Source organism: Achromobacter pulmonis (assembly GCF_002885955.2).
In the GTDB taxonomy this organism is placed as follows: domain Bacteria; phylum Pseudomonadota; class Gammaproteobacteria; order Burkholderiales; family Burkholderiaceae_B; genus Achromobacter; species Achromobacter pulmonis_A.
Genome location: NZ_POQS01000003.1, coordinates 662,257 through 685,640, shown reverse-complemented (window position 1 = coordinate 685,640; position 23,384 = coordinate 662,257). Strand labels below are relative to the sequence as shown.

The window sequence follows — 23,384 nt, the reverse complement described above, 5'->3', positions numbered from 1 at the left end:
AAGAGGCCAACAACAGCATGCGACGAAAAGCGGCGGCTGGCGCCGCCTGATGGGTTACGCGCGTTCGCCAACGTTCTTTTTGCCAAGAATTTCTCGCGCTGCACCCCATCCTACTTCATGCCGAAGCGGCCCAGCCCCTTCATGCCGCCCATGGCGCGCATCATCTTGGCCATGCCGCCCTTCTTCATCTGCTTCATCATGCCCTGCATCTGGTCGAACTGCGCCAGCAGGCGGTTGACTTCCTGCACCGGCACGCCGGAGCCGGCGGCGATGCGGCGCTTGCGCGAAGCCTTGATGAGCTCGGGCTTGGCGCGTTCGGCCGGGGTCATGGCGTTGAGGATGCCTTCGGTGCGGCGCAGCTGCTTTTCAGCCTGGCCGCCCTGCAGCTGGCCGGCGGCCTGCTGGAACTGCGCCGGCAGCTTTTCCAGAAGCGAACCCATGTCGCCCAGCTTCTTGACCTGGCCGAGCTGATCGCGGAAGTCGTTCAGGTCGAACTTGTTGCCCGACTTGATCTTGGCGGCCAGCTTCTGCGCTTCGGCGATGTCGATGTTCTTCTGGGCCTGCTCGACCAGCGACACGATGTCGCCCATGCCCAGCACGCGCTGCGCCATGCGCTCGGGGTGGAACGGCTCCAGGCCGTCCAGCTTTTCCGAGACGCCGACGAACTTCAGCGGCTTGCCCGTGACGTGGCGCACCGACAGGGCGGCGCCGCCGCGGGCGTCGCCGTCGAGCTTGGTCAGCACCACGCCGGTCAGCGGCAGCGCCTCGGCGAAGGCGCGCGCGGTGTTGACCGCGTCCTGGCCCTGCATGGCGTCCACCACGAACAGCGTTTCCACCGGCTTGACCAGGTCATGCAGCGCGCGGATTTCGCGCATCATGGCCTCGTCGATGCCCAGGCGGCCGGCCGTGTCCAGGATCAGCACGTCGTAGTGGTGACGGCGCGCGTGGTCGACCGCGTTGCGGGCGATGTCCTCGGGCTTCTGGCTGGGATCGGACGGCAGGAAGTCCACGCCCACCTGCGCCGCCACGCTCTTCAACTGGTCGATAGCCGCCGGACGGTAGACGTCGGCGGACACCACCAGCACTTTCTTCTTGCCGGTCTTGCGGCCATGCTGGGTGTGCTGGCCTTCGGTGAGCCAGCGCGCCAGCTTGCCGGTGGTGGTGGTCTTGCCCGCGCCCTGCAGGCCGGCCATCAGGATGACCGCGGGCGGCTGGACCGCCAGGGACAGCTCGCCGGAGTCCGCGCCCAGGTCGCCGCCCATCAGGGCGGTCAGCTCCTTGTGGACCACGCCCACCAGGGCCTGGCCGGGGCTGAGGCTGCCGGCGACTTCTTCGCCCAGCGCCTTTTCCTTGACCCGCGCGACGAACTCGCGCACGACGGGCAGCGCCACGTCGGCCTCCAGCAGCGCCATGCGCACTTCGCGCAGCATTTCCTGGGTGTTGGCCTCTGTCAGGCGGGCTTCGCCGCGCAGCGTCTTGACGACGCGCGACAGGCGTTGAGTTAGGTTATCGAGCATGAGAGGCGTTTCCGCTTAAACTAGTCGATTGAACGGTGGCTTGCGGGCGCCAATTGCGCGCCTTCGGGCGGCATGCAAGGTAGCATGCTTAGGCTCCCGAATTCCGTAGCCCCATCCAGACAACGGTTTCTATGTCACTAGGCATTGTATTTCACACGGCGGCTGCCCTGGCGTACGCGGTGCTCGGGGTGTCGCTCTGGGCCCGCCTGGCCGGCGCCGGCGGCGTCGAGCAGACGGGCAAGGTCGCCCGTCTGTGCCTGCTGGGAGCCCTGGTCCTCCACGGAATCGGGCTGCAACAATCGATGCTGGGCGCCCAGCACCTGTTCATCGGCTGGGCGCTGGCGCTGTCGGCCGCCATCTGGCTGGGCATGGTGGTGTTCTGGCTGGAAAGCCTGCTGGTGCGCATAGACGGGCTGCAATTGCTGCTGCTGCCGGCCGCGACGCTGGCCAGCGGCCTGGCCGCCGCCTTCCCCCAGGGGCAGTTCGTGCCCCATGCCGACGACGCGTGGCTGCGCGTGCATCTGCTGATTGCGCTGGCGGCCTATGGCCTGATCACCATCGCCGCCCTGCACGCCATGATGATGGCGCTGCTGGATCGCCACCTGCACCGTCCGCTGGACGCGCCGGCCGAGCGCAGCATCGTGGGCCGGGTGTTGGACTCCCAGCCGCCGCTGCTGGTGCAGGAGCAGCTTCTTTTCCGCATCATCTGGATCGGTTTCGTGGTGCTGACCCTGGCCGTGGGCACGGGTTCGGTGGCCTCCATGAAGCTGACCGGACAGATCCTGCCGTTCGACCACAAGACCGTCTTCACGCTGCTATCGTGGGTGACCTTCGGCGTGCTGCTGGCGGGCCGCCACGTCTGGGGCTGGCGCGGCCGCGTCGCGCTGCGCTGGACGCTGACGGGTTTTGGTTTCCTGATTCTGGCCTACACCGGCAGCCGGTTCGTGCTGGAAATGATTTTGCACCGAGGTTGACGTGGGCAAGCTGCTGTTCTGGATTTTTCTGGTCATCGTGGTGCTGTTCGTCGCCCGCATCGCCGGCCGCATGGCGGCGGCCAGGCAGTCAGGCGCGCAGGGCCGCGCAGCCGGCGCAAGGCCGCAACCCAAGTCTGTGGAGTCCATGGTGCGCTGCGCCCATTGCGGCATCCATCTGCCGCGTTCCGAGGCCCTGCTGCAGAACGGGCAGACCTGGTGCAACGCCGAACACGCGAGGCTGGGCGCGCGCCGGCATTGAGGAAGGCATAATGCATGTTGATTCCCTCGACATGCTTTGTTCCCATGGCCTTGCTTCTGGATCGTCATGGCTGGCTGGCGCCGGCCCCCGGTGTTTCGCTTTCGCCCTCGCCCAACCGCGACGCGCGGCCGGCGGGCGTCCAGGTTTCGCTGCTGGTGCTGCACAACATCAGCCTGCCTCCCGGGCGCTTCGGCGGACCTGAAGTCGCGGGGCTGTTCCTGAATACGCTGGACTACGGTTCGCATCCCTGGCTGGAACGCCTGCGCGGGCTGCGCGTGTCGGCGCACTTCTTCATCCGCCGCGACGGCCGCATCGTGCAGTTCGTCTCCACCGACGAACGCGCCTGGCACGCCGGCGTGTCGCGCCACGCCGGACGCGAGCGCTGCAACGATTTTTCCATCGGCATCGAGCTGGAAGGCACCGACACCCTGCCCTATGCCGACGAGCAGTACCTGGCCCTGCGCAAGCTCATGCCCGCGCTGCGCGCGCGCCATCCGCTGGCCGCGGTGCGGGGCCACGAACACATCGCCCCCGGGCGCAAGACGGACCCGGGGCCTGCTTTCAACTGGACGCGCTTCGGGCGCGACAGCGGTTTTGCGCGGCGGCAGTTGCCGCCCGCCTGACACCCAAAGGACTGGTTATGTTGAAGATCTGGGGACGCCTGAGTTCCGTCAACGTTCAGAAAGTCATGCTGGCGGTGCGCGAGCTGGCGCTGCCGCATACGTTCACGCAGGCCGGCGGCAAGTTCGGCGTGGTCGGCACGCCGGAATTCGCCGAGCTCAATCCCAACCGCACCGTGCCGGTGATCGACGACGGCGGCTTCGTGCTGTGGGAGTCCAACGCCATCGTGCGCTATCTGGCTTCGCGCTACGGCGTGGGCTCGCTGTGGCCGGAAGACGCGTGCCTGCGCGCCGACGCCGACCGCTGGATGGACTGGCAGACCACCGAATGGCAGGCCGCTATGGGCCCGGCCTTCCTGGGCCTGATCCGCACGCCCGAGGCGCAGCGCGACCGCGCCGCCATCGACAAATCGATGCAGCGCTCGAACGAGCGCGCGCTGATCCTGGACCGCGCGCTGCGCGGCCGCGAATTCATCGTCGGCCGCCACCTGACGATGGGCGACGTCGCGCTGGTGTGCTCGGCGCACCGCTGGCTGGCGCTGCCGGCCGAGCGCCCGGACACGCCGGCGCTGTCGGCCTGGTACCGCCGCGTCATGATGCGCCCGGCCCCCCAGGGCGTGCTGACGCTGCCGCTGGAATAGGCCGCAACAGGCCAGGCGCCCGCTATTCGACCCAGGGCGTCTGCGCCCAGATCTGCCGCAGGCGCGCGTCGTCGCCCTTGAGCCGCTCCTGCCATTGCGGCCCGTCCAGGTAGTCCATTTCGGTGAACTGCTGCTTCATCTGGGCCTGGAACGCCGGATCGGCGGCGACCTTGCCCAGCGCCTTGCGCAGTTTTTCGGACACCTCTGCCGGCAGCCCCTTGGGCGCGACGATGCCGCGCTCCGAGGCGAACACCAGATCCACGCCCTGCTCCTTGAAGGTGGGCACGTCCGGCCCCAGCGCCGAGCGCTTTTCGCTGGCCTGCGCCAGCACCCGCATGTTCTTGCCGTGGTAGGGCATGACTTCGCCCAGGTTCAGTCCGCCGATGACGGTATGGCCGCCCAGCACGGCGCTGCGCAGCGGTCCGGCGCCGTTGTAGGGCACGTGGTTCAGCCGGGTTCCCGTGGCCGCCTGGAACAGCACCAGGGCCAGATGGTCGTCCGTGCCCACGCCGGTGGAGCCATAGCTGATGGAGCCCGGCTTTTCCCGGGCCGCCGCGATCAGCGCGTCCAGCGTCTGGTACGGGCTGTCGCTGGCCACGCTGAAGGCGCTGGGGTCGCGCACCAGATTGGCCAGATAGGTGAAGTCGTCGCCGCCAAAGCCCGGCTTGCGCTCGATCGGCAGCGACACCAGCCCGGGCATGTTGGTCATGGCCAGCGTGTACCCGTCGGGCTTGGCCCGCGCCACGTAGGCCAGCGCGATGGCGCTGGAGGCGCCCGGCTTGTTCTGCACCACCACGGTGGCGCCCAGCTCCTTTTCGAGGAAGACGGCCAGCGCGCGGGCCGTCAGGTCCGTGCCGCCGCCGGGCGCGAACCCGACGACGAGTTCGATCGGCCGGTCGGGCCAGGCCCAGGCGGGCACGGCGGCGCACAGGCCGGCGATGGAAAGCGCTGCGCGCGCGACGATCTTGCGTGAAAAGAACATGCTGTCTCCTGGTTGTTATCGGTAGTCGGTGGTCAGGGCCGGGCGGCCAGGATCTTTCCCGGGTTCATCAGCCCCTGCGGGTCCAGCGCGGACTTGATCCGGCGCATCAGGGCCAGCTCGACCTCGCTCTTGTAGCGTTGCAGGTCGTGCACGCGCAGCTGGCCTATGCCCTGTTCGGCGCTGATGGAGCCGCCCGCCGCGTGCACCCGGTCGTGCACCAGCGCCTGGATGTCCGCGTGCCGCGCGCCCGCGGGCGGCAGCAGGTTGTAGTGAAGATTGCCGTCGCCCAGATGGCCGAATACGCGCATGGCCACGCCGGGAAACGCCTGGGCCAGGGCCCGGTCGGTGGACTGCACGAAGGCCGGAATGCGCGAGGCCGGCAGCGAAATATCGTGTTTTACGCAGGCGTCGGCCCGGGCCAGCGCCAGCGTGATGCTTTCGCGCAGATGCCAGAAGGCGGCGCTTTGCGCGCCGGACACCGCGACCGCCGCGTCCACGGCCTCGCCGGCCTCCAGCGCGGCCGACAGCACGGCTTCCAGCCGCTCCTGCGCCTGCGCCGGCTCCAGGTTGTCGGAAAGCTCCAGCAGCGCGCACCAGCGGCCGTCGGCCAGGTCCGCGAACGGCATGCGCTGTTGCGGAAAGGCGCGCGTCACGTCGCGCAGGCAGGCGGCCGACATCACCTCGAAGGCGGTCAGCCCCGCGCCCAGGCTGGCGCGCGCACGTTGCAGCAGCTGCAGCGCCTGGGGCAGGCCGTCCAGCGCGACCAGCGCCGTGCCCTGCGCGCGCGGCAGCGGATAGAGCTTGAGCACCGCGGCGGTGATGACGCCCAGCGTGCCTTCGCTGCCGATGTAGAGATCCNTGCAGCAGCTGCAGCGCCTGGGGCAGGCCGTCCAGCGCGACCAGCGCCGTGCCCTGCGCGCGCGGCAGCGGATAGAGCTTGAGCACCGCGGCGGTGATGACGCCCAGCGTGCCTTCGCTGCCGATGTAGAGATCCCGCAGGTCGTAGCCGGTGTTGTCCTTGCGCAGGCTGCGCAGGCCGTCCCAGATCTCGCCTTGCGGCGTCACGACCTCCAGGCCCAGCGCGAGCTCGCGCGCGTTGCCGTAGCGCAGCACCTGCGTGCCGCCGGCGTTGGTGGCGAGGTTGCCGCCGATGGTACAGCTGCCTTGCGCCCCCAGCGACAGCGGGAACAGCCGGCCGGCGCGGCGGGCCGCCTCCTGCACCGCCTGCAGCACGCAGCCCGCTTCGACGGTGATGGTGTCGTTGTCCAGGTCCAGCGCGCGCACGCGGTTCATGCGCAGCAGCGACAGGACCACGGCCGTTCCGCTCGCATCCGGCGTGGCGGCCGCCACCTGCCCGGTGTTGCCGCCTTGCGGCACCAGCGCCACGCCGGCGGCGGCGCACAGACGCACGCACTGCGCCACTTCATCCCGGCTGGCCGGGCGCAGCACGGCCAGGGCGCGGCCGGTGACGTTCCTGCGCCAGTCGGTCAAATAGGGCCCGGCATCGGCGCCCGTCAGCACGTGGGCCTCGCCCAGGCAGGCGGCCAGCGCCGCCAGCAGCGCGGACGGCGTCATGCCCGCAACTCCGCGGCGGCCACCGGCGTGAGCAGCTTGCCGGTCTCGATAAAGGCCGTGACGTTGTCCAGCACCAGCTGGGCCATGGCGGCGCGGGTCTCGCGCGTCGCGCTGCCGACGTGCGGCATCAGCGCAACCTGGTCCATGCCGGCGAACTCGGCCGCCGGGGTGGGCTCCTGTTCCAGCACGTCCAGGCCGGCCCCGCCCAGTTCGCCCGCGCGCAGCGCGGCCAGCAGCGCGGCCTGGTCCACGACGCTGCCGCGCGCGATGTTGACCAGGATGCCCTGCGGCCCCAGCGCGCGGATGACCTTGGCGTCGACCAGGTGCCGCGTGTGCGCGCCGCCCACGCAAGCCACCACCAGGAAATCGGCCCACGCCGCCAGTTCCGCCAGCGACGGCTCATAGCCGTACGGCGCCTGCGGCCGCGGGCTGCGGTTGTGGTAGCGCACCTCCATGTCGAATCCCGCCGCGCGCCGGGCGACGGCCAAGCCGATGCGGCCCAGCCCCAGGATGCCCAGGCGCTTGCCCGAGACCCTGGTGGTTTCCGGAAACCGGCCCAGCGCCCGCCACTGGCCGCTCTTGACGTAGCGATCGCCCGCGGCCGTGCGGCGCGCCGCCGACAGCAGCAGCGCCCACGCCAGGTCCGCCACGCAGTCGTCCAGCACGTCGGGCGTGACGCTCACGCCGATGCCGCGCGCGGCGGCGGCGCGCAGGTCCAGCGTATCGTGGCCCACGCCCCAGCTGCACACGGCCCGCAGCGCGGGCAAGGCGTCGAACATGGCCTGGGTGAAACCGTGGCGCACCGAGGTCACCGCCACCGGCAGGTCCTGCAGTTCGGCGCCGAACGCGGCCAGGCCCCGCGGCTCGCGCCAGGCCGGCAGGACCCGGTGGCGGGCCGCCAGCCGCCGGTCGAAATCCTCGCCCAGCGAGGCCACCTGCACCACGTCGTAGCGGGCAGTCACGCCGGGCCTCCCGCGCTGGCCGGAATGTAGTTGGCGGCCGCGGCGGCCTCGGCGAACGACAGGCCGTCGCGTATGCCCTGCTCCACGCGCCCGTCGACGGCCAGCGCCTCTTCGGCCGCGGCCAGCACCTCCTGCATGCGCGCGCGCGGCACCACCACCAGGCCGGTGTCGTCGCCCACCACCAGATCGCCCTCGGCCACGGGCACGCCGCCTATGGTCACCGGCTCGCCCATGGCCTGCAGCTTCAGCCGCGTCTTGCCGGTCAGCGGCGTGACGTGGCGGCTGGCCAGCCACAGGCCGGTGGCGGCGATTTCATCGACATCGCGGCAGGCCCCGTCGATGACGACGGCCGTGGCCGCGCGCCGCGACGCCGCCATCGAGGCAATGCCGCCGAAGGTGGAAATGCAGGTTCCGCCCGCATCCACCATCAATACCCGTCCCGGGCCGGTGGCGGCGACCAGGCGCCCCACCGCGAAGTCCGCGCGGTCGAAATCGCCCAGCCCGCCCCAGACGTGGCGCGCGGTGACGGCAAAGCCGGCCATGCGGCCCTGTCCGCCGCGGCGCGGGATGCCCTGCACCACGCCGGCGATGCCCAGGGTGTCCATGGCGTCGGACCAGGTGCTGGTTGCGATGGCGGCGCAGCGCGCCAGCCATGCTTGCTCTTGATTGCTCATGTTCTGCGTTCTCCGTCGGTGTGGCCGGTCAGTCGATGCGCGCGCCCGAGAGCTTCACGCCTTCGGCCCAGCGCTGCGCCTCGTCGTTGATGAAGGCCTGGAACTGCTGCGGAGAACTGTTGTTGACGTCGCCGCCCATGTCCTGCAGCTTGCGGGTCATTTCGGGCGTGGCCACGATCCTGGAGACGTCCTGGTAGATTTTCTCGCGCAGGTCGGCGGGCATGCTGGACGGCGCGAACAGCCCGAACCACGTCGCGGCCTCGAAGTTCTTCATGCCGGCCTCGGCCATGGTGGGCACCTGTCCGATGGCCTCGACCCGGCGCGGATGGGCCAGCGCGATCGCCTTGAGCTTGCCCGACTGGATGTGCGGCAAGGCGGCCGACAGGGTGACGAACGCCATCTGCACCTGGCCGCCGATCAGGTCGGTCAGCATGGGCGCGTCGCCGCGGTACGGCACGTGGACCAGCTTCAGGCCGGCCTTGGCCTTGAACAGTTCGCCGGTCAGGTGCTGCGGCGTGCCGTTGCCGGTGGAGGCCATGCTCAGGCCCTGCGGCGAGGCTTTGGCGTAGGCGATAAGTTCGGCCAGGCTATTGACGGGCAAGGACGGCGTGGTCACCAGCACCAGCGGTATGGTGGAGGTGAGCGTCAGCGGCGCGAAGTCCTTCAGCGGGTCGTAGTTGAGCTTCTTGTACAGGCTGGCGCTGATGGTGTGCGCGGCCGTGGTCATGTACAGGGTGTAGCCGTCGCCGGGCGAACGCGCCACGGCCTCGGCCGCCACGGTCGTGCCCGCGCCGGGACGGTTGTTGACGATGACCTGCTGGCCCCAGGCGGCAGGCAGTTTTTCCGCGATCAGACGCGCGATGACGTCGGTCGCGCCCCCCGGCGGATACGGCACGACCAGTGTCACCGGCTTGTCGGGATAGCCGGCCGCCTGCGCCGCGCTCGCGGCCAGGACCATGCCGAGGGCAAGAAATGCCCTGGCGATGCAGTTGCGCTTGCTCATGTCTTGTCTCCTGTGGGTCGGGTCTTACTGCCTGCTCTGCAACCAGCCGCCCCGGCGCTCTGCGGCGCCGTCGGCGGCCTGCTTCAGTCTGTGCTGCGCGCCTGGCCTGCCTCCTGCGCTTCGCGCCAGGCCAGCAGCCGCGCCACGCCTTCGGCCATGCCGACCTCGGGCTGCCAGCCGATGTGCCGGCCCGCGAGATCGTGGGGAATGTGGAACGCGCCGCCCGATGTCAGGCGCACGGTGCCCGGCGGGTCCGGCTTGATTTCGGGCTGCAGGTCGCTCTTGCAGTAGTCGAGCACCAGCCGCACCAGTTCGCCGGTCGTGATGGGCGCGGGGCCGGACACGTTCACCGCCACGTCGGTCGCCTCGCTGCAAAACGCCGCGACGTTGGCGCGCGCCACGTCCGACACGTGCACGAAGTGCTTGGTCTCGGTGCCGTCGCCCGGCAGCACCGGGCGCTCGCCCTTGCGCACCCGGTCATAGGTTTCCATGATGTACAGCGAATTGGCCGCGCGATAGTGCTGGCGCTCGCCGTACACGGTGGAGTAGCGCAGCACCACATAGTCCAGGCCGGACTTCTGGTAGTACTGGCGGCACAGCTGCTCGCCCATGATCTTGGAGGCGCCGTACAGGATCGCCGCCGGCGGCGCGCCCACCGAATGGAACGGCCCGTTCTCCGCCAGCGCGCCGGCGATGCCGCTGCCGTAGCCGTAGACGGCGTTGGACGAGGCGAACACGATCTTCTTCACCTTGTTGACCCGGCAGGCTTCCAGCATGTTCTGCGCGCCGCGCACGTTCACGTCCACCGCCTGCCACGGCGTCTGCGCGAAGCCCAGCGTCATGTAGGCCGCCAGGTGCAGCACGCCGTCCACGCCCTCGGTCGCCGCCAGCAGGTCGGGCAGTCGCATCAGGTCGCCGCGCACCACTTTCACGCGCGGGTCGTCCCGCAGATGGGCGATGGCCTCGGGCGTGCCGAAGGCGAAGTTGTCCAGCAGGATCACTTCGCGCACGCCGGCGGCCAGCAGCGCATCGGCGGTGTGCGAGCCCACCAGGCTGGCGGCGCCGGCGATCAGGATGCGGGAGTCGGCCAGCGACAGCACCGCGCTTTTCTTTTCAGTCGTCATATTGTTCACAGTCCCAAGGGTTTTTCGTGCATGCCCCAATACAGGCTCTTGACCTGGCTGTAGAGCCGCAGGCCGTGCAGGCCTTTCTCGCGTCCGATGCCGCTGGCCTTGAAGCCGCCGAACGGCGTGGCGATATGCGATTGCTTGTAGGTGTTGATCCAGATGGAGCCGGCCTCGATCTCGCGCGCCACGCGCCATGCGCGGGCGTAGTCGCCGGTCCACATGCCGGCGGCCAGGCCGAAGGCGGTGTCGTTGGCCTGGCGGATCACGTCTTCCTCGTCGTCGAAGGCAAGCGCCACCAGCACCGGGCCGAAGATCTCTTCCTGGCACACGCGGGCCTGGTTGCCCAGGCCGTCGATCACGGTGGGCAGGTAGAACCAGCCCTTGGCCAGCTCGGGCTGCGTGGGCGCGGCGCCGCCGACCAGCACGCGGCCGCCCTCGGCGCGGCCGATGTCCACATACGAGGCGACCTTGTCGCGATGGGCGCGCGACACCAGCGGTCCCATCTGCGTGGCGGGGTCGTCGGGCAGGCCCACGCGCACCTGCGCGGCGCGCTCCACCAGCGCGTCCATGAAGCGCTTGTAGATGGACTTCTGCACGAACAGGCGCGAACCCGCCACGCAGCTCTGGCCGGCCGAGCCGAAGATGCCGGAGATCACGCCGGCCACGGCGCGGTCCAGGTCGGCGTCCTCGAACACGATATGCGGGGACTTGCCGCCCAGCTCCAGCCCCACCGGAATCAGGCGCTGCCCGGCGATGCCGCCGATGGCACGTCCGGTCTCGGTGCCGCCGGTGAAGGACACCATGCGCACGCCCGGGTGCCTGACCAGCGCCGCGCCCACGTCCTCGCCATGGCCGGGCAGCACCGTGAGCAGGCCTTCGGGCAGGCCGGCCTCGCCGCAGATCCGGGCCAGTTCCAGCGCCAGCTGCGGCGTTTCCTCGGAGGGCTTGAGCAAGACGGCGTTGCCGGCGGCCAGCGCCGGCGCGGCTTTCTGGGCCTCGTTCATGATGGGCGAGTTCCACGGCGTGATGGCCGCGATCACGCCGAACGGCTCGGCCAGCGCCATCGAAAAGTATTCGCCGCGCGGCGAGGTCATTTCGTTCTGCCAGGTCTCGCACACCGCCGCGTAATAGCGGAAATGCCCGGCCGCGCTGTCGACCATGTTCAGGCATTCCTTCCACGGCTTGCCGCTGTCCTGCATCTGCAGCCGCGCCAGCGGCTCGCGCTCGGCCGCGAGACGGCGTCCGATCTCGTACAGCGTGGCGGCGCGCTGGTCCGGGCGCAGCTTGCGCCACGGCTGGCGGTGAAAGGCCTCCCACGCGATCGCCACGGCGGCGTCCACGTCCTGCGGCAAGGCGCGGGCGACCGTGCCGGCGATGCTGCCGTCGGCCGGGTTGATGGAGGTGATGACGGCGTCGCCGTCTTGGCTGTGGCGCCAGTTGGCGCCCAGCCGGAATGGCTTGTGGCTCGATGCGTCCATAACGTCTCTGGGTCGGGATGACTGCGGTAGACGTCATGATCGGCCGCAAGATTATTAGACACAAATAGATATTTATCTAATATTCTTAGCTCATGGCTATCAATATCAAGTACCGGCCGCTAAAGGCCTTTCTGCTGGCCGTCGACAGCGGTTCGTTCACCCATGCAGCCAACCAGCTGGGCGTCACCCAGCCGTCGTTCACGGCCCTGATCCAGGACCTGGAAGACGTGCTGGGGCTGCGGCTGTTCGAGCGCACCACGCGCGCCATCAGCCTGACCTCGGCCGGGCGGGATTTCCATTCGCGGGTGCAGCGTCCCATCGCCGACCTGGAAGAGGCCTACCGCAGTCTTGCCGACCTGGCCGCGGTGCGCCGCGGCAACGTGGCCCTGGGCGCCCTGCCGTCGGCGGCGCTGAGCCTGCTGCCGGCGGCCGTGGGCGAGCTGCGGCGCGCGCATCCCGCGCTGAAGGTACGGGTGGTGGAGGCGCACAACGACGAGCTGCTCGCCATGCTGCGCACCAACCAGATCGAATTCGCGGTGGCCGCGCAGACCGAATCGGCGCCGGACCTGGCCTTCACGCCGCTGGGGCAGGATTGCTTCTGCGCGGTCTATCCCGCCGGGCATCCGCTGGGCGCGGACAGGAAAGTGCTGCACTGGCGCGACGTGCTGCGCTATGACCTGATCCTGCTGTCGCAGGGTTCGCATGCGCGCCAGCAGTTCGACCGCGCGGTGCGCGACGAAACCGGCGCGCCCGCCACCGCGCTGCGCTACGACGTCACCCATATGGGCACCGCCGCCGGCATGGTGCGCCAGGGCCTGGGCGTGAGCGTGCTGCCGCGCCTGGCGCTGCCGGAACTGAACCTGGCCGGCCTGGGCTGCACGCCGCTGGGCGACGCGTCGGCGCGGCGCGACATCGGACTGCTGCACCGGCGCGACCGCACGCTGTCGCCGGCCGCGCAGGCCCTGGCCGCCCAGCTGAAGAAAGCCATGGCCGAGATTCAGCCGCGGCTGCTTTCCGTGCCCGCCGCCTGAAGCCGCCGGGGATCAGGCGCGCTCTACCTTCCACCCCAGTTCGGCGGAAATCTCCGCCGCCGCGCCCTGCACCACGGCGACCATTTCCCGCATGCGTTCCAGCGACATGTACGGCACCGTGCTGGACACGCTGATGGCGGCCACGATGCCGCTGGACGCGTCACGCACCGGCGCGGCCACGCAGCGGATCGACGGCTCGTTGTCCTCGAGGTCGAACGCGTAGCCGTGGGCCGCGTACTCGCGCATGCGGTCGCGGAAAGCCTCCCAGGTCTGGCGCCCGCCGGGCGCGCGCGAGGACACCGGCGCGCCCACCCGGTACAGCGCCTTCCATTGCGGCTCCTCCGCGTCCAGCAGCAGCGCCTTGCCCACGCCGGTGGCCGCCAGCGGCATGCGATGCCCCACGCGCGAACGCATTTCCAGCCCCTTCTTGCCGGGGATCTTCTCCAGGTACAGCACCTCGTCGTTGTCGCGCACGGCCAGGTGGATGGTGTCGCCCGTCAGGGCCGCCAACTCGTCCAGGTAGGGCCGCGCCAGCGTCGCCATCGGAAAGGCCTCGCGCGCCTGGAAGCCCAGCTCGATCAGCTTCGGGCCCAGCACGTAGCCCACGCCGGGCAGGGACCGCAGATAGCGTTCCTGCACCAGGCAGCTGGCCAGCCGGTGCGTGGTGCTGCGCGCCACCCCGATGCGGGCGCAGATGTCTTTCAGATCGCGCGCGCCGGCCGCCACCGCCTGCACCACGGCCAGGCCGCGCATCAGTGTCTGCGTGCCGGCGGGCGCGACGGCGTCGGGGTCCAGGGCGGGAGCGGGGTCGGGCGAGAACGTGGCGGTCATGACAACTCGGAACAGGGCGGCCGGAAAGAGCCGGAAAACACGGTGACAAGCATACCCGGCGCATCCATGCCGGGAAGCGGGGAATAGCCTCAAATTCCCTATATATGGGATTTCATTCTATATTTTGAGATTTTTCAAGCACTGATCTAGAATTTTTCCCATCGCCCGCGCGCCTGCGGCGGGCCCGCACAACCAGGTCCGCGCACGCTTGCCGCCACGACGGCCAGGGCCGCGGCCAGAGCCGAGACCGATTTCTGATGACTACCGGATTGCCCGCCCGCGCGGCGCTCATCGCGCTGGACTGGGGCACCTCCTCGCTGCGCGCCTACCGGCTGGACGCCGCCGGCCGCACGCTCGATACCCGCCACCTGCCCTGGGGCATCATGCGCCTGCCGCAGCCGCTGCAGGACGGCGCGGCCACCGCCACGCTTTCCGGTTTCGAGCTGGCCTTCGAACAGGCCTGCGGCGACTGGCTGCGGGCCGAGCCCGCGCTGCCGGTGATCGCCTGCGGCATGGTCGGCAGCGCCCAGGGCTGGCGCGAAGCCGCCTACCTGGACGTGCCGCTCGACCTCGCGCGCATCGGCACACAGCTCACCGTGGTCGAACGCGGCGGCGCCACGCCCGTGCACATCGTGCCGGGCCTGATCCAGCGCCAGGGCCTGCCCAACGTGATGCGCGGCGAAGAGACCCAGGTGTTCGGCGTGCTGTTCGAGCCGGCGCGCGCCCACGACAACATGCTGATCGGCCTGCCCGGCACCCATTCCAAGTGGGTCGGCGCGCAGCGCGGCCGCGTCACGCACTTCCACACCTTCATGACCGGCGAAATCTACGCCGCGCTGCGCGGCCACACCATCCTGGGCCGCACCATGGCCGACTCCGCCGGCGCCGACATGGCCGCGTTCGAACGCGGCCTGCAGGTCGCCGGCTCGCCCGCCGGCCGCGCCGGCGTGCTGTCCAGCGTGTTCAGCACTCGCGCGCTGGGCCTGACCGGCCAGCTGGCGCCGACCTCGCAGGCCGATTACCTGTCGGGCCTGCTCATCGGCCACGAAGTCGCCGCGCTGGCGCAGCTGCTGCGCCAGCAGGGCGAACTGCCCCGCATCGTGCTTTGCGGCGAGCCGGCGCTTTGCGGCCGCTACATACAGGCCCTGCAGCACTACGGCCTGGGCACGCCCGAGGTGGCGCAGGACGCCACCGAACGCGGCCTGTGGCACCTGGCCGTCAGCGCCGGCCTGATCGACTCCTGTGCAACGGCCCATTCCTAGGAAACGAACATGCACCATCCCGGACTGCAAACCGCCATGGCCGAATGCGGCCTGATCGCCATCCTGCGCGGCATCACGCCCGGCGAGGCCGAACCCGTCGGACAGGCGCTCTACGCCGCCGGCTTTCGCCTGATCGAAGTGCCGCTGAACTCCCCCGACCCGCTGGACAGCATCCGCGCCATGCGCGCGGCGCTGCCCACCGACTGCCTGATCGGCGCCGGCACGGTGATCGCTCCCGAGGACTGCGCCCGCGTGCAGCAGGCCGGCGGCGAACTCATCGTCATGCCGCACAGCGACGGCGCCGTGATCCGCGCCGCCAGACAACTGGGCATGGCGGCCTGCCCCGGCGTGGCCACGCCCACCGAGGCCTACGCCGCGCTGGCCGCCGGCGCCGACGTGCTGAAACTGTTCCCCGCCGAACAGCTCGGCCCGGCCGTGCTCAAGGCCTGGCGCGCCGTGCTGCGCCAGCCTCTGGCCCTGTTGCCGGTGGGCGGCATCACGCCGGACAACCTCGCCCCCTACGTCCAGGCCGGCGCCAGCGGTTTCGGCCTGGGCTCGGCCCTGTACAAACCCGGCCTGTCGGCCGCCGCAGTCGAACACAACGCGCGCGCTTTCATCGCCGCCTGGCAGCGCGCCCAATCCGCCAAGGAGACTCAAGCATGAAGATCACCAAGCTCACCACCTACATCGTGCCGCCGCGGTGGTGCTTCCTGAAAATCGAAACCGACGCCGGCATCGTCGGCTGGGGCGAACCCGTGGTCGAGGGCCGCGCGCAGTCGGTGGCCGCGGCCGTCGAGGAACTGTCCGACTACCTGATCGGCAAGGACCCCTGCAACATCGAAGACCACTGGACCGTGCTATACCGCGGCGGCTTCTACCGCGGCGGCGCCATCCACATGAGCGCGCTGGCCGGCATCGACCAGGCGCTGTGGGACATCAAGGGCAAGCATCTGGGCGTGCCGGTGTCGCAGCTGCTGGGCGGCAACGTGCGCGACCGCATCCGCGTGTATTCGTGGATCGGCGGCGACCGCCCGGCCGACACCGCGGCCGCCGCCAAGGGCGCGGTCGAGCGCGGCTTCACCGCCGTCAAGATGAACGGCACCGAAGAACTGCAGTACATCGATTCCTTCGACAAGGTCGAGAAGTGCCTGGAGAACGTGGCCGCCGTGCGCGACGCGGTCGGCCCCAACGTCGGCATCGGCGTGGACTTCCACGGCCGCGTGCACAAGCCCATGGCCAAAGTGCTGATGAAGGAACTCGAACCGTTCAAGCTCATGTTCATCGAAGAGCCGGTGCTGAGCGAACACTACGAAGCGCTCAAGGAACTGGCTCCGCTCAGCTCCACCCCGATCGCGCTGGGCGAGCGGCTGTTCTCGCGCTGGGACTTCAAGCGGATTCTGGCCGAGGGCTACGTGGACATCATCCAGCCCGATCCCTCCCATGCCGGCGGCATCACCGAAACGCGCAAGATCGCCGCCATGGCCGAGGCCTACGACGTGGCGCTGGCGCTGCACTGCCCGCTCGGGCCCATCGCGCTGGCGACCTGCCTGCAGATCGACGCCGGCTGCTACAACGCCTTCATCCAGGAACAAAGCCTGGGCATCCACTACAACGCCGCCAACGACCTGCTGGACTACGTCAGCAACCGCGAAGCGTTCGCCTACCAGGACGGCATGGTCTCGATTCCGCAGGGTCCGGGCCTGGGCATCGAGGTCAACGAGGAATACGTCAAAGAACGCGCCGCCGTCGGCCACCGCTGGCGCAACCCCATCTGGCGCCACGCCGACGGCAGCTTCGCCGAATGGTAAGCCGATAACGAAAACGAGGAGACTCCCTTGTCCGCCGCCGCCATCCAAGCGGGCCTGCGCCCCACGCGCAGCCGCTACCTCATCATGGTGATGCTGTTCATCACCGTCGTCATCAATTACCTGGACCGCAGCAACCTGTCCATCGCCGCGCCCGCCCTCAAGGACGAGTTCGGCCTGGACACCGTGCACGAAGGCCTGATCCTGTCGGCCTTCGGCTGGACCTACGCCGCCATGCAGATCCCCGGCGGCTGGCTGGTCGACCGCGTGTCGCCGCGGGTGCTGTACGCGGCTGCGCTGATCCTGTGGTCGGCGGCCACCTTCTTCATGGGCTTCGCCGGCAGCTTCGTGATCCTGTTCGTGCTGCGCCTGGCCGTGGGCGCGCTGGAGGCGCCCGCCTATCCCATCAACAACCGCGTCGTCACCACCTGGTTCCCGGAAAAGGAACGCGCCACCGCCATCGCCTTCTACACCTCCGGCCAGTTTGTCGGCCTGGCGTTCCTGACGCCGGTGCTGGCCTGGCTGCAGCATCACTTCGGCTGGCACATGGTGTTCGTCAGCACCGGCCTGGTGGGCATCGTCTGGGGCGTGCTGTGGTTCCTGGTCTACCGCGAACCGCGCCAGTTCAAGGGCGCCAACGCGGCCGAGATCGAACTCATCCAGCAAGGCGGCGGCGTGGTCGACCTGGAAAAACGCGTCACCGAAAAAAAGGCCCCGTTCCGCTGGAACGACCTGGGCCTGGTGATGAGCAAGCGCAAGCTGTGGGGCGTGTACCTGGGCCAGTTCTGTCTGACCTCCACGCTTTGGTTCTTCCTGACCTGGTTCCCCACCTATCTGGTGAAGTACCGCGGCATGGACTTCATCAAATCGGGCTTTCTGGCCTCAGTGCCATTTCTGGCGGCCTTCGTCGGCGTCCTGTGTTCCGGCGTGCTGTCCGATTTCCTGGTGCGCCGCGGCGCCAGCGTGGGGCTGGCGCGCAAGCTGCCCATCATCCTGGGCCTGCTGATCTCCACCGCCATGATCGGCGCCAACTTCACCGACTCCACGCCCTGGGTGATCTTCTTCCTGGCCGTGGCCTTCTTCGGCAACGGGCTGGCCTCGATCACCTGGTCGCTGGTCTCGACCCTGGCGCCGGTGCGGCTGCTGGGCCTGACCAGCGGCGTGTTCAACTTCGTCGGCAATCTGTCGTCCATCTGCACGCCCATCGTGATCGGCCTGCTGGTGTCCAAGGACAGCTTCGCGCCCGCCATCGTCTACGTGTCGTCGCTGGCGCTGCTGGGCGCGCTGTCCTACATCCTGCTGGTGGGCAAGGTCGAGCGGATCGAGGCCTGAGTCCTCAGCAGCCCTGCATCGCCGGCCTGCGGCGCGCATTGCCGGCGCGCTGCAGCAGCACCAGGGCCAGGCCGGCCGCCGCGATGACGGCGCCGGCCACCGGCACGGCGGCATAGCCCAGCCCCGCCGAAATCACCGCGCCGCCCGCGGCCGCGCCCACCGCGTTGCCCAGGTTGAACGCCCCCACGTTCACCGACGACGCCAGTCCCGGCGCTTCGGTGGCGGCGCGCATCACGCCCATCTGCAAGGGCGGCACCACCGCGAACGTCGCCACGCCGAAGATCAGCAGCGACACCGCCGCGCCCACCGGCGTGGACGCGACCCACGGAAAGGCCAGCAGGTCCGCGATGACCAGCACCAGGAAGGTGATCAGCGTGCCGTCCAGCGACCGGTCGGCCATGCGCCCGCCCAGGCCGTTGCCCAGCGTGAAGCCCAGGCCCACCAGCACCAGCATGCCGGTGATGAAGGCCGGCGACGCGCCCGTGATCTCGGCCAGTGTCGGCGCGATGTAGGTGTACAGCGTGAACATCGCACCCGCGCCCAGCACCGTGGTCAGCAAGGCCATCAGCACCACCGGACGCTTGAGCACGGCCAGTTCATGCCGCACGTCGGGGCGGCTGCCGGACGCGCCCGCCGGCAGCGCGCGCCACAGCGCCAGCATGGCCAGCAGGCCCAGCACGGCGGTGGCCGCGAACGACATGCGCCAGCCGATGGCCTGGCCCAGCCAGGTGGCCGCCGGCACCCCGCCCACATTGGCGATGGTCAGGCCCATGAACATGGTGGCCACGGCGCTGGCCTGCTTGTGGCGCGGCACCACGCTGGCCGCCACCAGCGATCCCAGCCCGAAGAAGGCGCCGTGGTTCAGGCTGGTGACCAGGCGCGCCAGCAGCAGCGTCGTGTAATTGGGCGACAGCGCCGACAACAGATTGCCGATGGTGAAGATCGCCATCAGCAGGATCAGCGCGCGGCGCCGGGACCAGCGCGAAAAAGCCAGGGTCATCAGGGGCGCGCCGACCATCACGCCGATGGCGTAGGCGCTGATCAGCATCCCCGCGCTGGGGATGGATACGTCCACGCCTTCGGCGATGACGGGCAGCAGGCCCATGGGCGAAAACTCGGTCACGCCGATCCCGAAAGCGCCCACGGCAAGCGCGAGCAGCGGCAGGCCGGGCTTGACCGGCCGGGTGTCTGTTGAGTTCATGCGGATTTCCTCGGTTCGATAGCGTCGACCGGGGCTGGGAGCCGCCTGGCGGACAGGCCGGCTGGCGCGTCGCCTGGGCCCGGTCGAAAGACAGGCGCCCAGTATGCCGGCTGCATCCTTGCGGAAACAGTGGGGGACAGGCGAAACACTTTTGACTGGAAGTCACGAATAGCCGAGCAGGCGCTCCGTCTCGCGCGCCAGCGCGACCAGGCGCGGGCCGATGTCGGCCGCGCGTTCGCGGTAAGGACCGTCGCCTGCCGGCACGCCGCAATTGAACACGTACAGCAGCGACTGGTGCGGCCGGCTCAGCGGCGCGGCGAAACCATAGGCGTCGGGACGCCACTGCAGGTTGTTGCCGCAATAGCCCTTGCGCTCCAGGTCGCGGCGGGCCGCGGCCAGCGTGGGGAAATGCGCCTCGTAGTGCGCCGGGTCGGCCACGCGCAGCTGGTTCAGCACCGCCGCGCGCTCCTCGTCGGACACGCGCGCCAGCCAGGCGCGGCCGGCGGCGCTGGACAGCAGCGGCAGCGATGCGCCGATGTCGGGGCGGGTCTGCAACGCTTCGTTGGAGCGGGCCGTCTCCACATACACCATCTGCAGGCGGTCGCGCACCACCAGCGACACCGCCCCGCGCGCATGGTCGGCGAGCTGCTTCATGAGCGGGCGCGCCAGCTGGCGGATCTGCATGCTGGCCAGCAGCGGATAACTCAGCGCCAGCACCGACGCGCCCAGGCGGTAGCGCGGCGGCTCGCCCTCGCGCTGCAGAAAGCCCAGTTCGACCAGCGTATGCGTCAGGCGCGCGACGGCGCTGCGCGACAGGCCCGTCTGCGCCGCGAAATCCTTGTTGGCCAGCACCGGGCGGTCAGCGCGGAAACACGCCAGGATGTCGATGCCGCGCGCCAGCGTGGTGGTGAATTCGCGGTCCGGCTCATGCGCCATGTTCACGCTCCAGGATTTTCTCCACGCGTTCGGCCAGCGCCAGCAGGCGCGGCGCGATGCGTGCGCGCAGGTCGCCGGGACGCAGCCGCGCCACCGGCACGCCGCAGTTGAACACCAGCGCCTGGCCGTCGACCCGCGTGCGCATCGGCACCGCCACGGCATGCACGTCCGAATGCCAGTCGCCCTGCCCCACGCAGTATCCATGCTCGGCGTAATCGCGCTGCGCCTGCTCCCAGTCCGGCGCGTAGCGGCGCCAGGCCGCCGGGTCCTGGCGCCGCAGCGCCTCCAGCACGGCCTGGGCCTCGCCGCCGGCGCCCTGGGCCAGCCAGGCGCGGCCCATGGCCGACGGCAACAGCGGCAGCAAGGCGCCGATATCGGGCCTGAACGACACCGCGTCGTGGCCGCGGCAGGTCTCCAGATACACCATGTTCAGGCCGTGGTGCATGCCCAGCGAAGCCGAGCCGCCGGCCGTGTCGGCCAGGCGCTTCATCAGCGGCCGCGCCAGCTGGCGGACCTTGATGCTGGCCAGCAGCGGATAGCTCAGCGACAGCACCGCCGGCCCCAGCCGGTAGCGCCGCAGGCCGCCGTCGTAGCGCAGCAGGCCGCGCTGCATCAGCGTGGTGGTCAGCCGCGAAATAGTGGCCTTGGACAGGCCGGTGCGGTCGGCCAGCTCCCGGTTGCTCAGCGCCGGCTCCCCGTGGCGGAAGGCCTGCAGCACCGACAGCCCGTGCGCCAGCGTGGTGGCGAAGGCCGGATCGGCGTGGCGCTGGCCGGGGCTGCTGGGCATGGTCGGGGTTCCTGAAAACGCGGGCGGCAGGCGCGGCCCGTCCTGCCGATGATAGAGCAGGCGGGCCGGCGCCCACGCAAGTTGCGCTCAAGATATCGAAACACTTGTCTCAAATCCGGCGGCCTTTTGCTAGCCTGAATCGAACCACCAGACCAGACGGAGACTCACCATGATCCGGGACCGCGACGGCTTCCCCCAGTTCCTCGAATCGCTACGCCGCTACGTGCGCGAACGGCTGGCGCCGCGCGAGGCCGAAGTCGCCCGCCTGGACGAAGTCCCGCCCGACCTGGTCGCCGACATGGCCGCCCAGGGCCTGTTCGGCTACTCGATTCCCACGCAGTACGGCGGCGCGGGCATGACCACCGAAGAACTGGTCCTGGCCGCCATGGAACTGTCGCAGTGCTCGGTGGCGTTCCGCGCCCGGGTGGGCACCAATACCGGCATCGGCTCCGAGGCGCTGGTGGCCGACGGCACCGATGAACAGAAGGCCCGCTACCTGCCGCGCCTGGCCTCGGGCGAACTGACCGGCTGCTTTGCGCTGACCGAGCCGCAGGCCGGCTCCGACGCCACCGCGCTGACCACCACCGCCGTGCGCGACGGCGACCACTACGTGCTCAACGGCGAAAAGTGCTTCATCACCAACGCGCCGCTGGCGGGCCTGTTCACCGTTATGGCGCGCACCGACCCCGACGAACCGGGCGCCAGGGGAATCAGCGCCTTCATCGTCGAGCGCGGCACGCCGGGCCTGTCCACCGGGCAGCCCTACGACAAGATGGGCCAGGCCGGTTCGCCCGTCTCCGGCGTGCACTTCCAGGATTGCCGCGTGCCGGCCGCCAACCTCATCGGCGGCCGGCTCGGCATGGGCTTCAAGACCGCCATGAAGGTGCTGAACAAGCAGCGCATCCACCTGGCCGCGCTGTGCATCGGGCCGGCCATCCGCATGCTGGACGACACGCTGCGCTTCGTGGCCGAGCGCCAGCAGTTCGGCAAGCCGCTGATGGACTTCCAGCTGATCCAGGCCATGATCGCCGACTGCCAGACCGAGATCCAGGCGGCCCGCGCGCTGGTGCTGCAGACCGCGCGCGAACGCGACGAAGGCCGCGACGTCACGCTGAACGCCTCGATCTGCAAATACTTCTCATCGGAAATGTGCGGCCGGGTGGCCGACCGCTGCGTGCAGATGCACGGCGGCTACGGCTATATCGCCGACCACGGCATCGAACGCTTCTACCGCGACGTGCGCCTGTTCCGCCTGTACGAAGGCACCAGCCAGATCCACCAGTTGACCATCGCCCGCCACACCCTGAACCAGGCGGGTTACACGCCGGGCCGCTAACGCAGCCCCCAAGGGACCGCGGCCGCAAGAAGCCGCCGGCCCGCCCCAACCGAAGGAGACTTCCATGCTGCACAAGCACCTGCCCAAGTGGATCGCGGCCGCGGCCGCCACGTTCGCCTGCGCGGCGCTGCCGCCCCAGGCGGCCGCCGCCTATCCCGACAAGCCCGTCAGGCTGATCGTCCCGTTCGCCCCCGGCGGCTCGACCGACATCCTCGGCCGCCTGCTGGCCGAGACGCTGCACCCCATCCTGGGCCAGCCCGTCATCGTCGAGAACAAGCCGGGCGCCGGCGGCAACATCGGCGGCGACTACGTCGCCCGGGCCGCCCCCGACGGCTACACGCTGCTGCTGGCCGCCGCCGGCCCCACCGTCATCAACCCCAGCCTGTACGCCAACATGCCGTTCAACCCGGCCAAGGACCTGGCGCCCATCAGCTGCCTGGAGCGCGAACACAACCTGATGGTGGTGAACAAATCGCTGCCGGCCAAGAACCTGCAGGAGTTCCTGCAGTACGCGCGCAGCAACCCCGGCAAGCTGTCCTTCGGCTCGCCCGGCAACGGCTCGCCGGCGCAGCTTGCCGGCGAACTGCTCAAGCAGCAGGCCGGCCTGCAGGCGGTGCACGTGCCCTACAAGGGCACCGGCCCCGCCATCACCGACCTGGTGGCCGGACACATCGACTTCATGATCGACAACATGCCGGCGCTGCTGCCGCAGGTCAAGGCCGGCAGCCTGCGCGCGCTGGCCGTGCCTAGCGACCAGCGCGCCACCGCCGCGCCCGACATCCCCACCTTCGACGAAGCCGGCCAGAAGGGTTTCGTGGTGATGGCCTGGAAGGGCCTGATGGCGCCGGCCGGCACCGACCCGGCCGTGATCGAACGCCTGCACGCCGCCGTCGTCAAGGCGCTGCAGGATCCCACGCTGCGCGCGCGCTTCCAGGAACTGGGCGCCGAACCGCTGGGCAGCACCCCCGCCGAGTTCGCCAAGCAGATCGCCGATGAAACCGCCTGGTGGGGCAAGCTGGTGCAGTCCACCGGCACCCGCATCCAGTAAGCC

Annotated in this window: 22 protein-coding genes and 1 pseudogene; 11 read left to right on the top strand and 12 right to left on the bottom strand. The window is 69.9% G+C overall.

Annotated features, from left to right (window positions below; genetic code table 11):
• Nucleotides 1-110: 110 nt before the first annotated feature.
• Nucleotides 111-1,517 carry a signal recognition particle protein gene (gene ffh / locus C1I89_RS14480; RefSeq protein WP_102773446.1) on the bottom strand — a complete coding sequence of 469 codons (1,407 nt, stop codon included), beginning with the start codon at nt 1,515-1,517 and terminating at the stop codon, nt 111-113.
• A gap of 131 nt (nt 1,518-1,648) precedes the next feature.
• Here ffh and C1I89_RS14475 point away from each other — a divergent pair, with 131 nt between their 5' ends.
• From C1I89_RS14475 to C1I89_RS14465, 4 genes are read left to right on the top strand one after another with little or no spacing between them, the layout of a single operon-like run.
• Nucleotides 1,649-2,491, top strand: coding sequence for a cytochrome C assembly family protein (locus C1I89_RS14475; RefSeq protein WP_102773445.1), 843 nt, complete (start codon nt 1,649-1,651; stop codon nt 2,489-2,491).
• Nucleotide 2,492: 1 nt separating this feature from the next.
• Complete coding sequence (locus C1I89_RS34500; protein WP_111825931.1) at nt 2,493-2,750, top strand: PP0621 family protein; 258 nt, start codon at nt 2,493-2,495, stop codon at nt 2,748-2,750.
• 44 nt (nt 2,751-2,794) lie between these two features.
• Nucleotides 2,795-3,373 (top strand): 1,6-anhydro-N-acetylmuramyl-L-alanine amidase AmpD, encoded by a 579-nt coding sequence (gene ampD, locus C1I89_RS14470; RefSeq protein WP_102773444.1) that lies wholly within the window; start codon nt 2,795-2,797, stop codon nt 3,371-3,373.
• A gap of 17 nt (nt 3,374-3,390) precedes the next feature.
• The gene (locus tag C1I89_RS14465; protein ID WP_102773443.1) at nt 3,391-4,011 is read left to right on the top strand and encodes a glutathione S-transferase family protein; all 621 of its coding nucleotides are present in this window, start codon (nt 3,391-3,393) and stop codon (nt 4,009-4,011) included.
• Between the two features lie 22 nt (nt 4,012-4,033).
• Here the strand turns inward: C1I89_RS14465 and C1I89_RS14460 are convergent, their stop codons facing one another.
• The 7 genes and pseudogenes from C1I89_RS14460 to C1I89_RS14425 form a co-directional block, all read right to left on the bottom strand.
• Nucleotides 4,034-4,993 carry a tripartite tricarboxylate transporter substrate binding protein gene (locus tag C1I89_RS14460; protein WP_102773442.1) on the bottom strand — a complete coding sequence of 320 codons (960 nt, stop codon included), beginning with the start codon at nt 4,991-4,993 and terminating at the stop codon, nt 4,034-4,036.
• A 32-nt stretch (nt 4,994-5,025) separates the two neighbouring features.
• A pseudogene (locus tag C1I89_RS35220) lies at nt 5,026-6,568 on the bottom strand (FAD-binding oxidoreductase).
• A complete protein-coding gene (locus tag C1I89_RS14445) occupies nt 6,565-7,530 on the bottom strand; it encodes a 2-hydroxyacid dehydrogenase (protein WP_102773441.1) in 966 nt (321 codons plus the stop codon). The pseudogene C1I89_RS35220 and the gene C1I89_RS14445 overlap by 4 nt, the downstream one beginning before the upstream one ends.
• Nucleotides 7,527-8,204, bottom strand: coding sequence for an RraA family protein (locus C1I89_RS14440; protein ID WP_102773440.1), 678 nt, complete (start codon nt 8,202-8,204; stop codon nt 7,527-7,529). Before C1I89_RS14440 ends, C1I89_RS14445 begins: the two co-directional genes overlap by 4 nt.
• Before the next feature lie 28 nt (nt 8,205-8,232).
• Complete coding sequence (locus tag C1I89_RS14435; protein ID WP_102773439.1) at nt 8,233-9,207, bottom strand: tripartite tricarboxylate transporter substrate binding protein; 975 nt, start codon at nt 9,205-9,207, stop codon at nt 8,233-8,235.
• An 83-nt stretch (nt 9,208-9,290) separates the two neighbouring features.
• On the bottom strand, nt 9,291-10,331 hold the full coding sequence (locus C1I89_RS14430; RefSeq protein WP_102773438.1) for an NAD-dependent epimerase/dehydratase family protein: 1,041 nt from the start codon (nt 10,329-10,331) through the stop codon (nt 9,291-9,293).
• A 5-nt stretch (nt 10,332-10,336) separates the two neighbouring features.
• Entirely contained in the window at nt 10,337-11,812 is a 1,476-nt protein-coding gene (locus C1I89_RS14425; RefSeq protein WP_102773437.1) for an aldehyde dehydrogenase, read from the bottom strand.
• A gap of 92 nt (nt 11,813-11,904) precedes the next feature.
• On the opposite strand from C1I89_RS14425, the gene C1I89_RS14420 reads away from it, so the two are divergent.
• On the top strand, nt 11,905-12,843 hold the full coding sequence (locus tag C1I89_RS14420) for a LysR family transcriptional regulator (protein ID WP_102773436.1): 939 nt from the start codon (nt 11,905-11,907) through the stop codon (nt 12,841-12,843).
• Nucleotides 12,844-12,855: 12 nt separating this feature from the next.
• Here the strand turns inward: C1I89_RS14420 and C1I89_RS14415 are convergent, their stop codons facing one another.
• On the bottom strand, nt 12,856-13,674 hold the full coding sequence (locus tag C1I89_RS14415; RefSeq protein WP_102773435.1) for an IclR family transcriptional regulator: 819 nt from the start codon (nt 13,672-13,674) through the stop codon (nt 12,856-12,858).
• A 257-nt stretch (nt 13,675-13,931) separates the two neighbouring features.
• On the opposite strand from C1I89_RS14415, the gene C1I89_RS14410 reads away from it, so the two are divergent.
• Genes C1I89_RS14410 through C1I89_RS14395 form a run of 4 tightly spaced genes read left to right on the top strand, consistent with a single transcriptional unit; the run spans nt 13,932 to nt 18,073 of the window.
• On the top strand, nt 13,932-14,936 hold the full coding sequence (locus tag C1I89_RS14410; protein ID WP_102773434.1) for a 2-dehydro-3-deoxygalactonokinase: 1,005 nt from the start codon (nt 13,932-13,934) through the stop codon (nt 14,934-14,936).
• A gap of 9 nt (nt 14,937-14,945) precedes the next feature.
• Nucleotides 14,946-15,599 (top strand): 2-dehydro-3-deoxy-6-phosphogalactonate aldolase, encoded by a 654-nt coding sequence (locus tag C1I89_RS14405; protein WP_102773433.1) that lies wholly within the window; start codon nt 14,946-14,948, stop codon nt 15,597-15,599.
• Nucleotides 15,596-16,744 carry a galactonate dehydratase gene (gene dgoD, locus C1I89_RS14400; RefSeq protein ID WP_102773432.1) on the top strand — a complete coding sequence of 383 codons (1,149 nt, stop codon included), beginning with the start codon at nt 15,596-15,598 and terminating at the stop codon, nt 16,742-16,744. The genes C1I89_RS14405 and dgoD overlap by 4 nt, the downstream gene beginning before the upstream one ends.
• Nucleotides 16,745-16,771: 27 nt before the next feature.
• A complete protein-coding gene (locus C1I89_RS14395; protein ID WP_102773431.1) occupies nt 16,772-18,073 on the top strand; it encodes an MFS transporter in 1,302 nt (433 codons plus the stop codon).
• Between the two features lie 4 nt (nt 18,074-18,077).
• Here the strand turns inward: C1I89_RS14395 and C1I89_RS14390 are convergent, their stop codons facing one another.
• From C1I89_RS14390 to C1I89_RS14380, 3 genes are all read right to left on the bottom strand, one after another.
• Entirely contained in the window at nt 18,078-19,274 is a 1,197-nt protein-coding gene (locus C1I89_RS14390; RefSeq protein ID WP_102773430.1) for an MFS transporter, read from the bottom strand.
• 162 nt (nt 19,275-19,436) lie between these two features.
• Entirely contained in the window at nt 19,437-20,210 is a 774-nt protein-coding gene (locus C1I89_RS14385; protein WP_102773429.1) for an IclR family transcriptional regulator, read from the bottom strand.
• Nucleotides 20,200-20,997 (bottom strand): IclR family transcriptional regulator, encoded by a 798-nt coding sequence (locus C1I89_RS14380; RefSeq protein WP_102773428.1) that lies wholly within the window; start codon nt 20,995-20,997, stop codon nt 20,200-20,202. The genes C1I89_RS14385 and C1I89_RS14380 overlap by 11 nt, the downstream gene beginning before the upstream one ends.
• A 169-nt stretch (nt 20,998-21,166) precedes the next feature.
• On the opposite strand from C1I89_RS14380, the gene C1I89_RS14375 reads away from it, so the two are divergent.
• Nucleotides 21,167-22,333, top strand: coding sequence for an acyl-CoA dehydrogenase family protein (locus C1I89_RS14375; RefSeq protein WP_102773427.1), 1,167 nt, complete (start codon nt 21,167-21,169; stop codon nt 22,331-22,333).
• Between the two features lie 64 nt (nt 22,334-22,397).
• Complete coding sequence (locus C1I89_RS14370) at nt 22,398-23,381, top strand: Bug family tripartite tricarboxylate transporter substrate binding protein (protein WP_102773426.1); 984 nt, start codon at nt 22,398-22,400, stop codon at nt 23,379-23,381.
• The last annotated feature ends 3 nt before the right edge of the window (nt 23,382-23,384 follow it).

Bases quoted from the DNA above. Each gene is read 5' to 3' on its own strand.
- C1I89_RS14390 (WP_102773430.1), bottom strand. From the start codon at position 19,274: ATGAACTCAACAGACACCCGGCCGGTCAAGCCCGGCCTGCCGCTGCTC.
- C1I89_RS14475 (WP_102773445.1), top strand. From the start codon at position 1,649: ATGTCACTAGGCATTGTATTTCACACGGCGGCTGCCCTGGCGTACGCG.
- C1I89_RS14370 (WP_102773426.1), top strand. From the start codon at position 22,398: ATGCTGCACAAGCACCTGCCCAAGTGGATCGCGGCCGCGGCCGCCACG.
- C1I89_RS14460 (WP_102773442.1), bottom strand. From the start codon at position 4,993: ATGTTCTTTTCACGCAAGATCGTCGCGCGCGCAGCGCTTTCCATCGCC.
- ffh (WP_102773446.1), bottom strand. From the start codon at position 1,517: ATGCTCGATAACCTAACTCAACGCCTGTCGCGCGTCGTCAAGACGCTG.
- C1I89_RS14380 (WP_102773428.1), bottom strand. From the start codon at position 20,997: ATGCCCAGCAGCCCCGGCCAGCGCCACGCCGATCCGGCCTTCGCCACC.
- C1I89_RS14425 (WP_102773437.1), bottom strand. From the start codon at position 11,812: ATGGACGCATCGAGCCACAAGCCATTCCGGCTGGGCGCCAACTGGCGC.
- C1I89_RS14435 (WP_102773439.1), bottom strand. From the start codon at position 9,207: ATGAGCAAGCGCAACTGCATCGCCAGGGCATTTCTTGCCCTCGGCATG.
- C1I89_RS14415 (WP_102773435.1), bottom strand. From the start codon at position 13,674: ATGACCGCCACGTTCTCGCCCGACCCCGCTCCCGCCCTGGACCCCGAC.
- C1I89_RS14375 (WP_102773427.1), top strand. From the start codon at position 21,167: ATGATCCGGGACCGCGACGGCTTCCCCCAGTTCCTCGAATCGCTACGC.
- C1I89_RS14420 (WP_102773436.1), top strand. From the start codon at position 11,905: ATGGCTATCAATATCAAGTACCGGCCGCTAAAGGCCTTTCTGCTGGCC.
- C1I89_RS14405 (WP_102773433.1), top strand. From the start codon at position 14,946: ATGCACCATCCCGGACTGCAAACCGCCATGGCCGAATGCGGCCTGATC.
- C1I89_RS14430 (WP_102773438.1), bottom strand. From the start codon at position 10,331: ATGACGACTGAAAAGAAAAGCGCGGTGCTGTCGCTGGCCGACTCCCGC.
- ampD (WP_102773444.1), top strand. From the start codon at position 2,795: ATGGCCTTGCTTCTGGATCGTCATGGCTGGCTGGCGCCGGCCCCCGGT.
- dgoD (WP_102773432.1), top strand. From the start codon at position 15,596: ATGAAGATCACCAAGCTCACCACCTACATCGTGCCGCCGCGGTGGTGC.
- C1I89_RS14410 (WP_102773434.1), top strand. From the start codon at position 13,932: ATGACTACCGGATTGCCCGCCCGCGCGGCGCTCATCGCGCTGGACTGG.
- C1I89_RS14465 (WP_102773443.1), top strand. From the start codon at position 3,391: ATGTTGAAGATCTGGGGACGCCTGAGTTCCGTCAACGTTCAGAAAGTC.
- C1I89_RS14385 (WP_102773429.1), bottom strand. From the start codon at position 20,210: ATGGCGCATGAGCCGGACCGCGAATTCACCACCACGCTGGCGCGCGGC.
- C1I89_RS14440 (WP_102773440.1), bottom strand. From the start codon at position 8,204: ATGAGCAATCAAGAGCAAGCATGGCTGGCGCGCTGCGCCGCCATCGCA.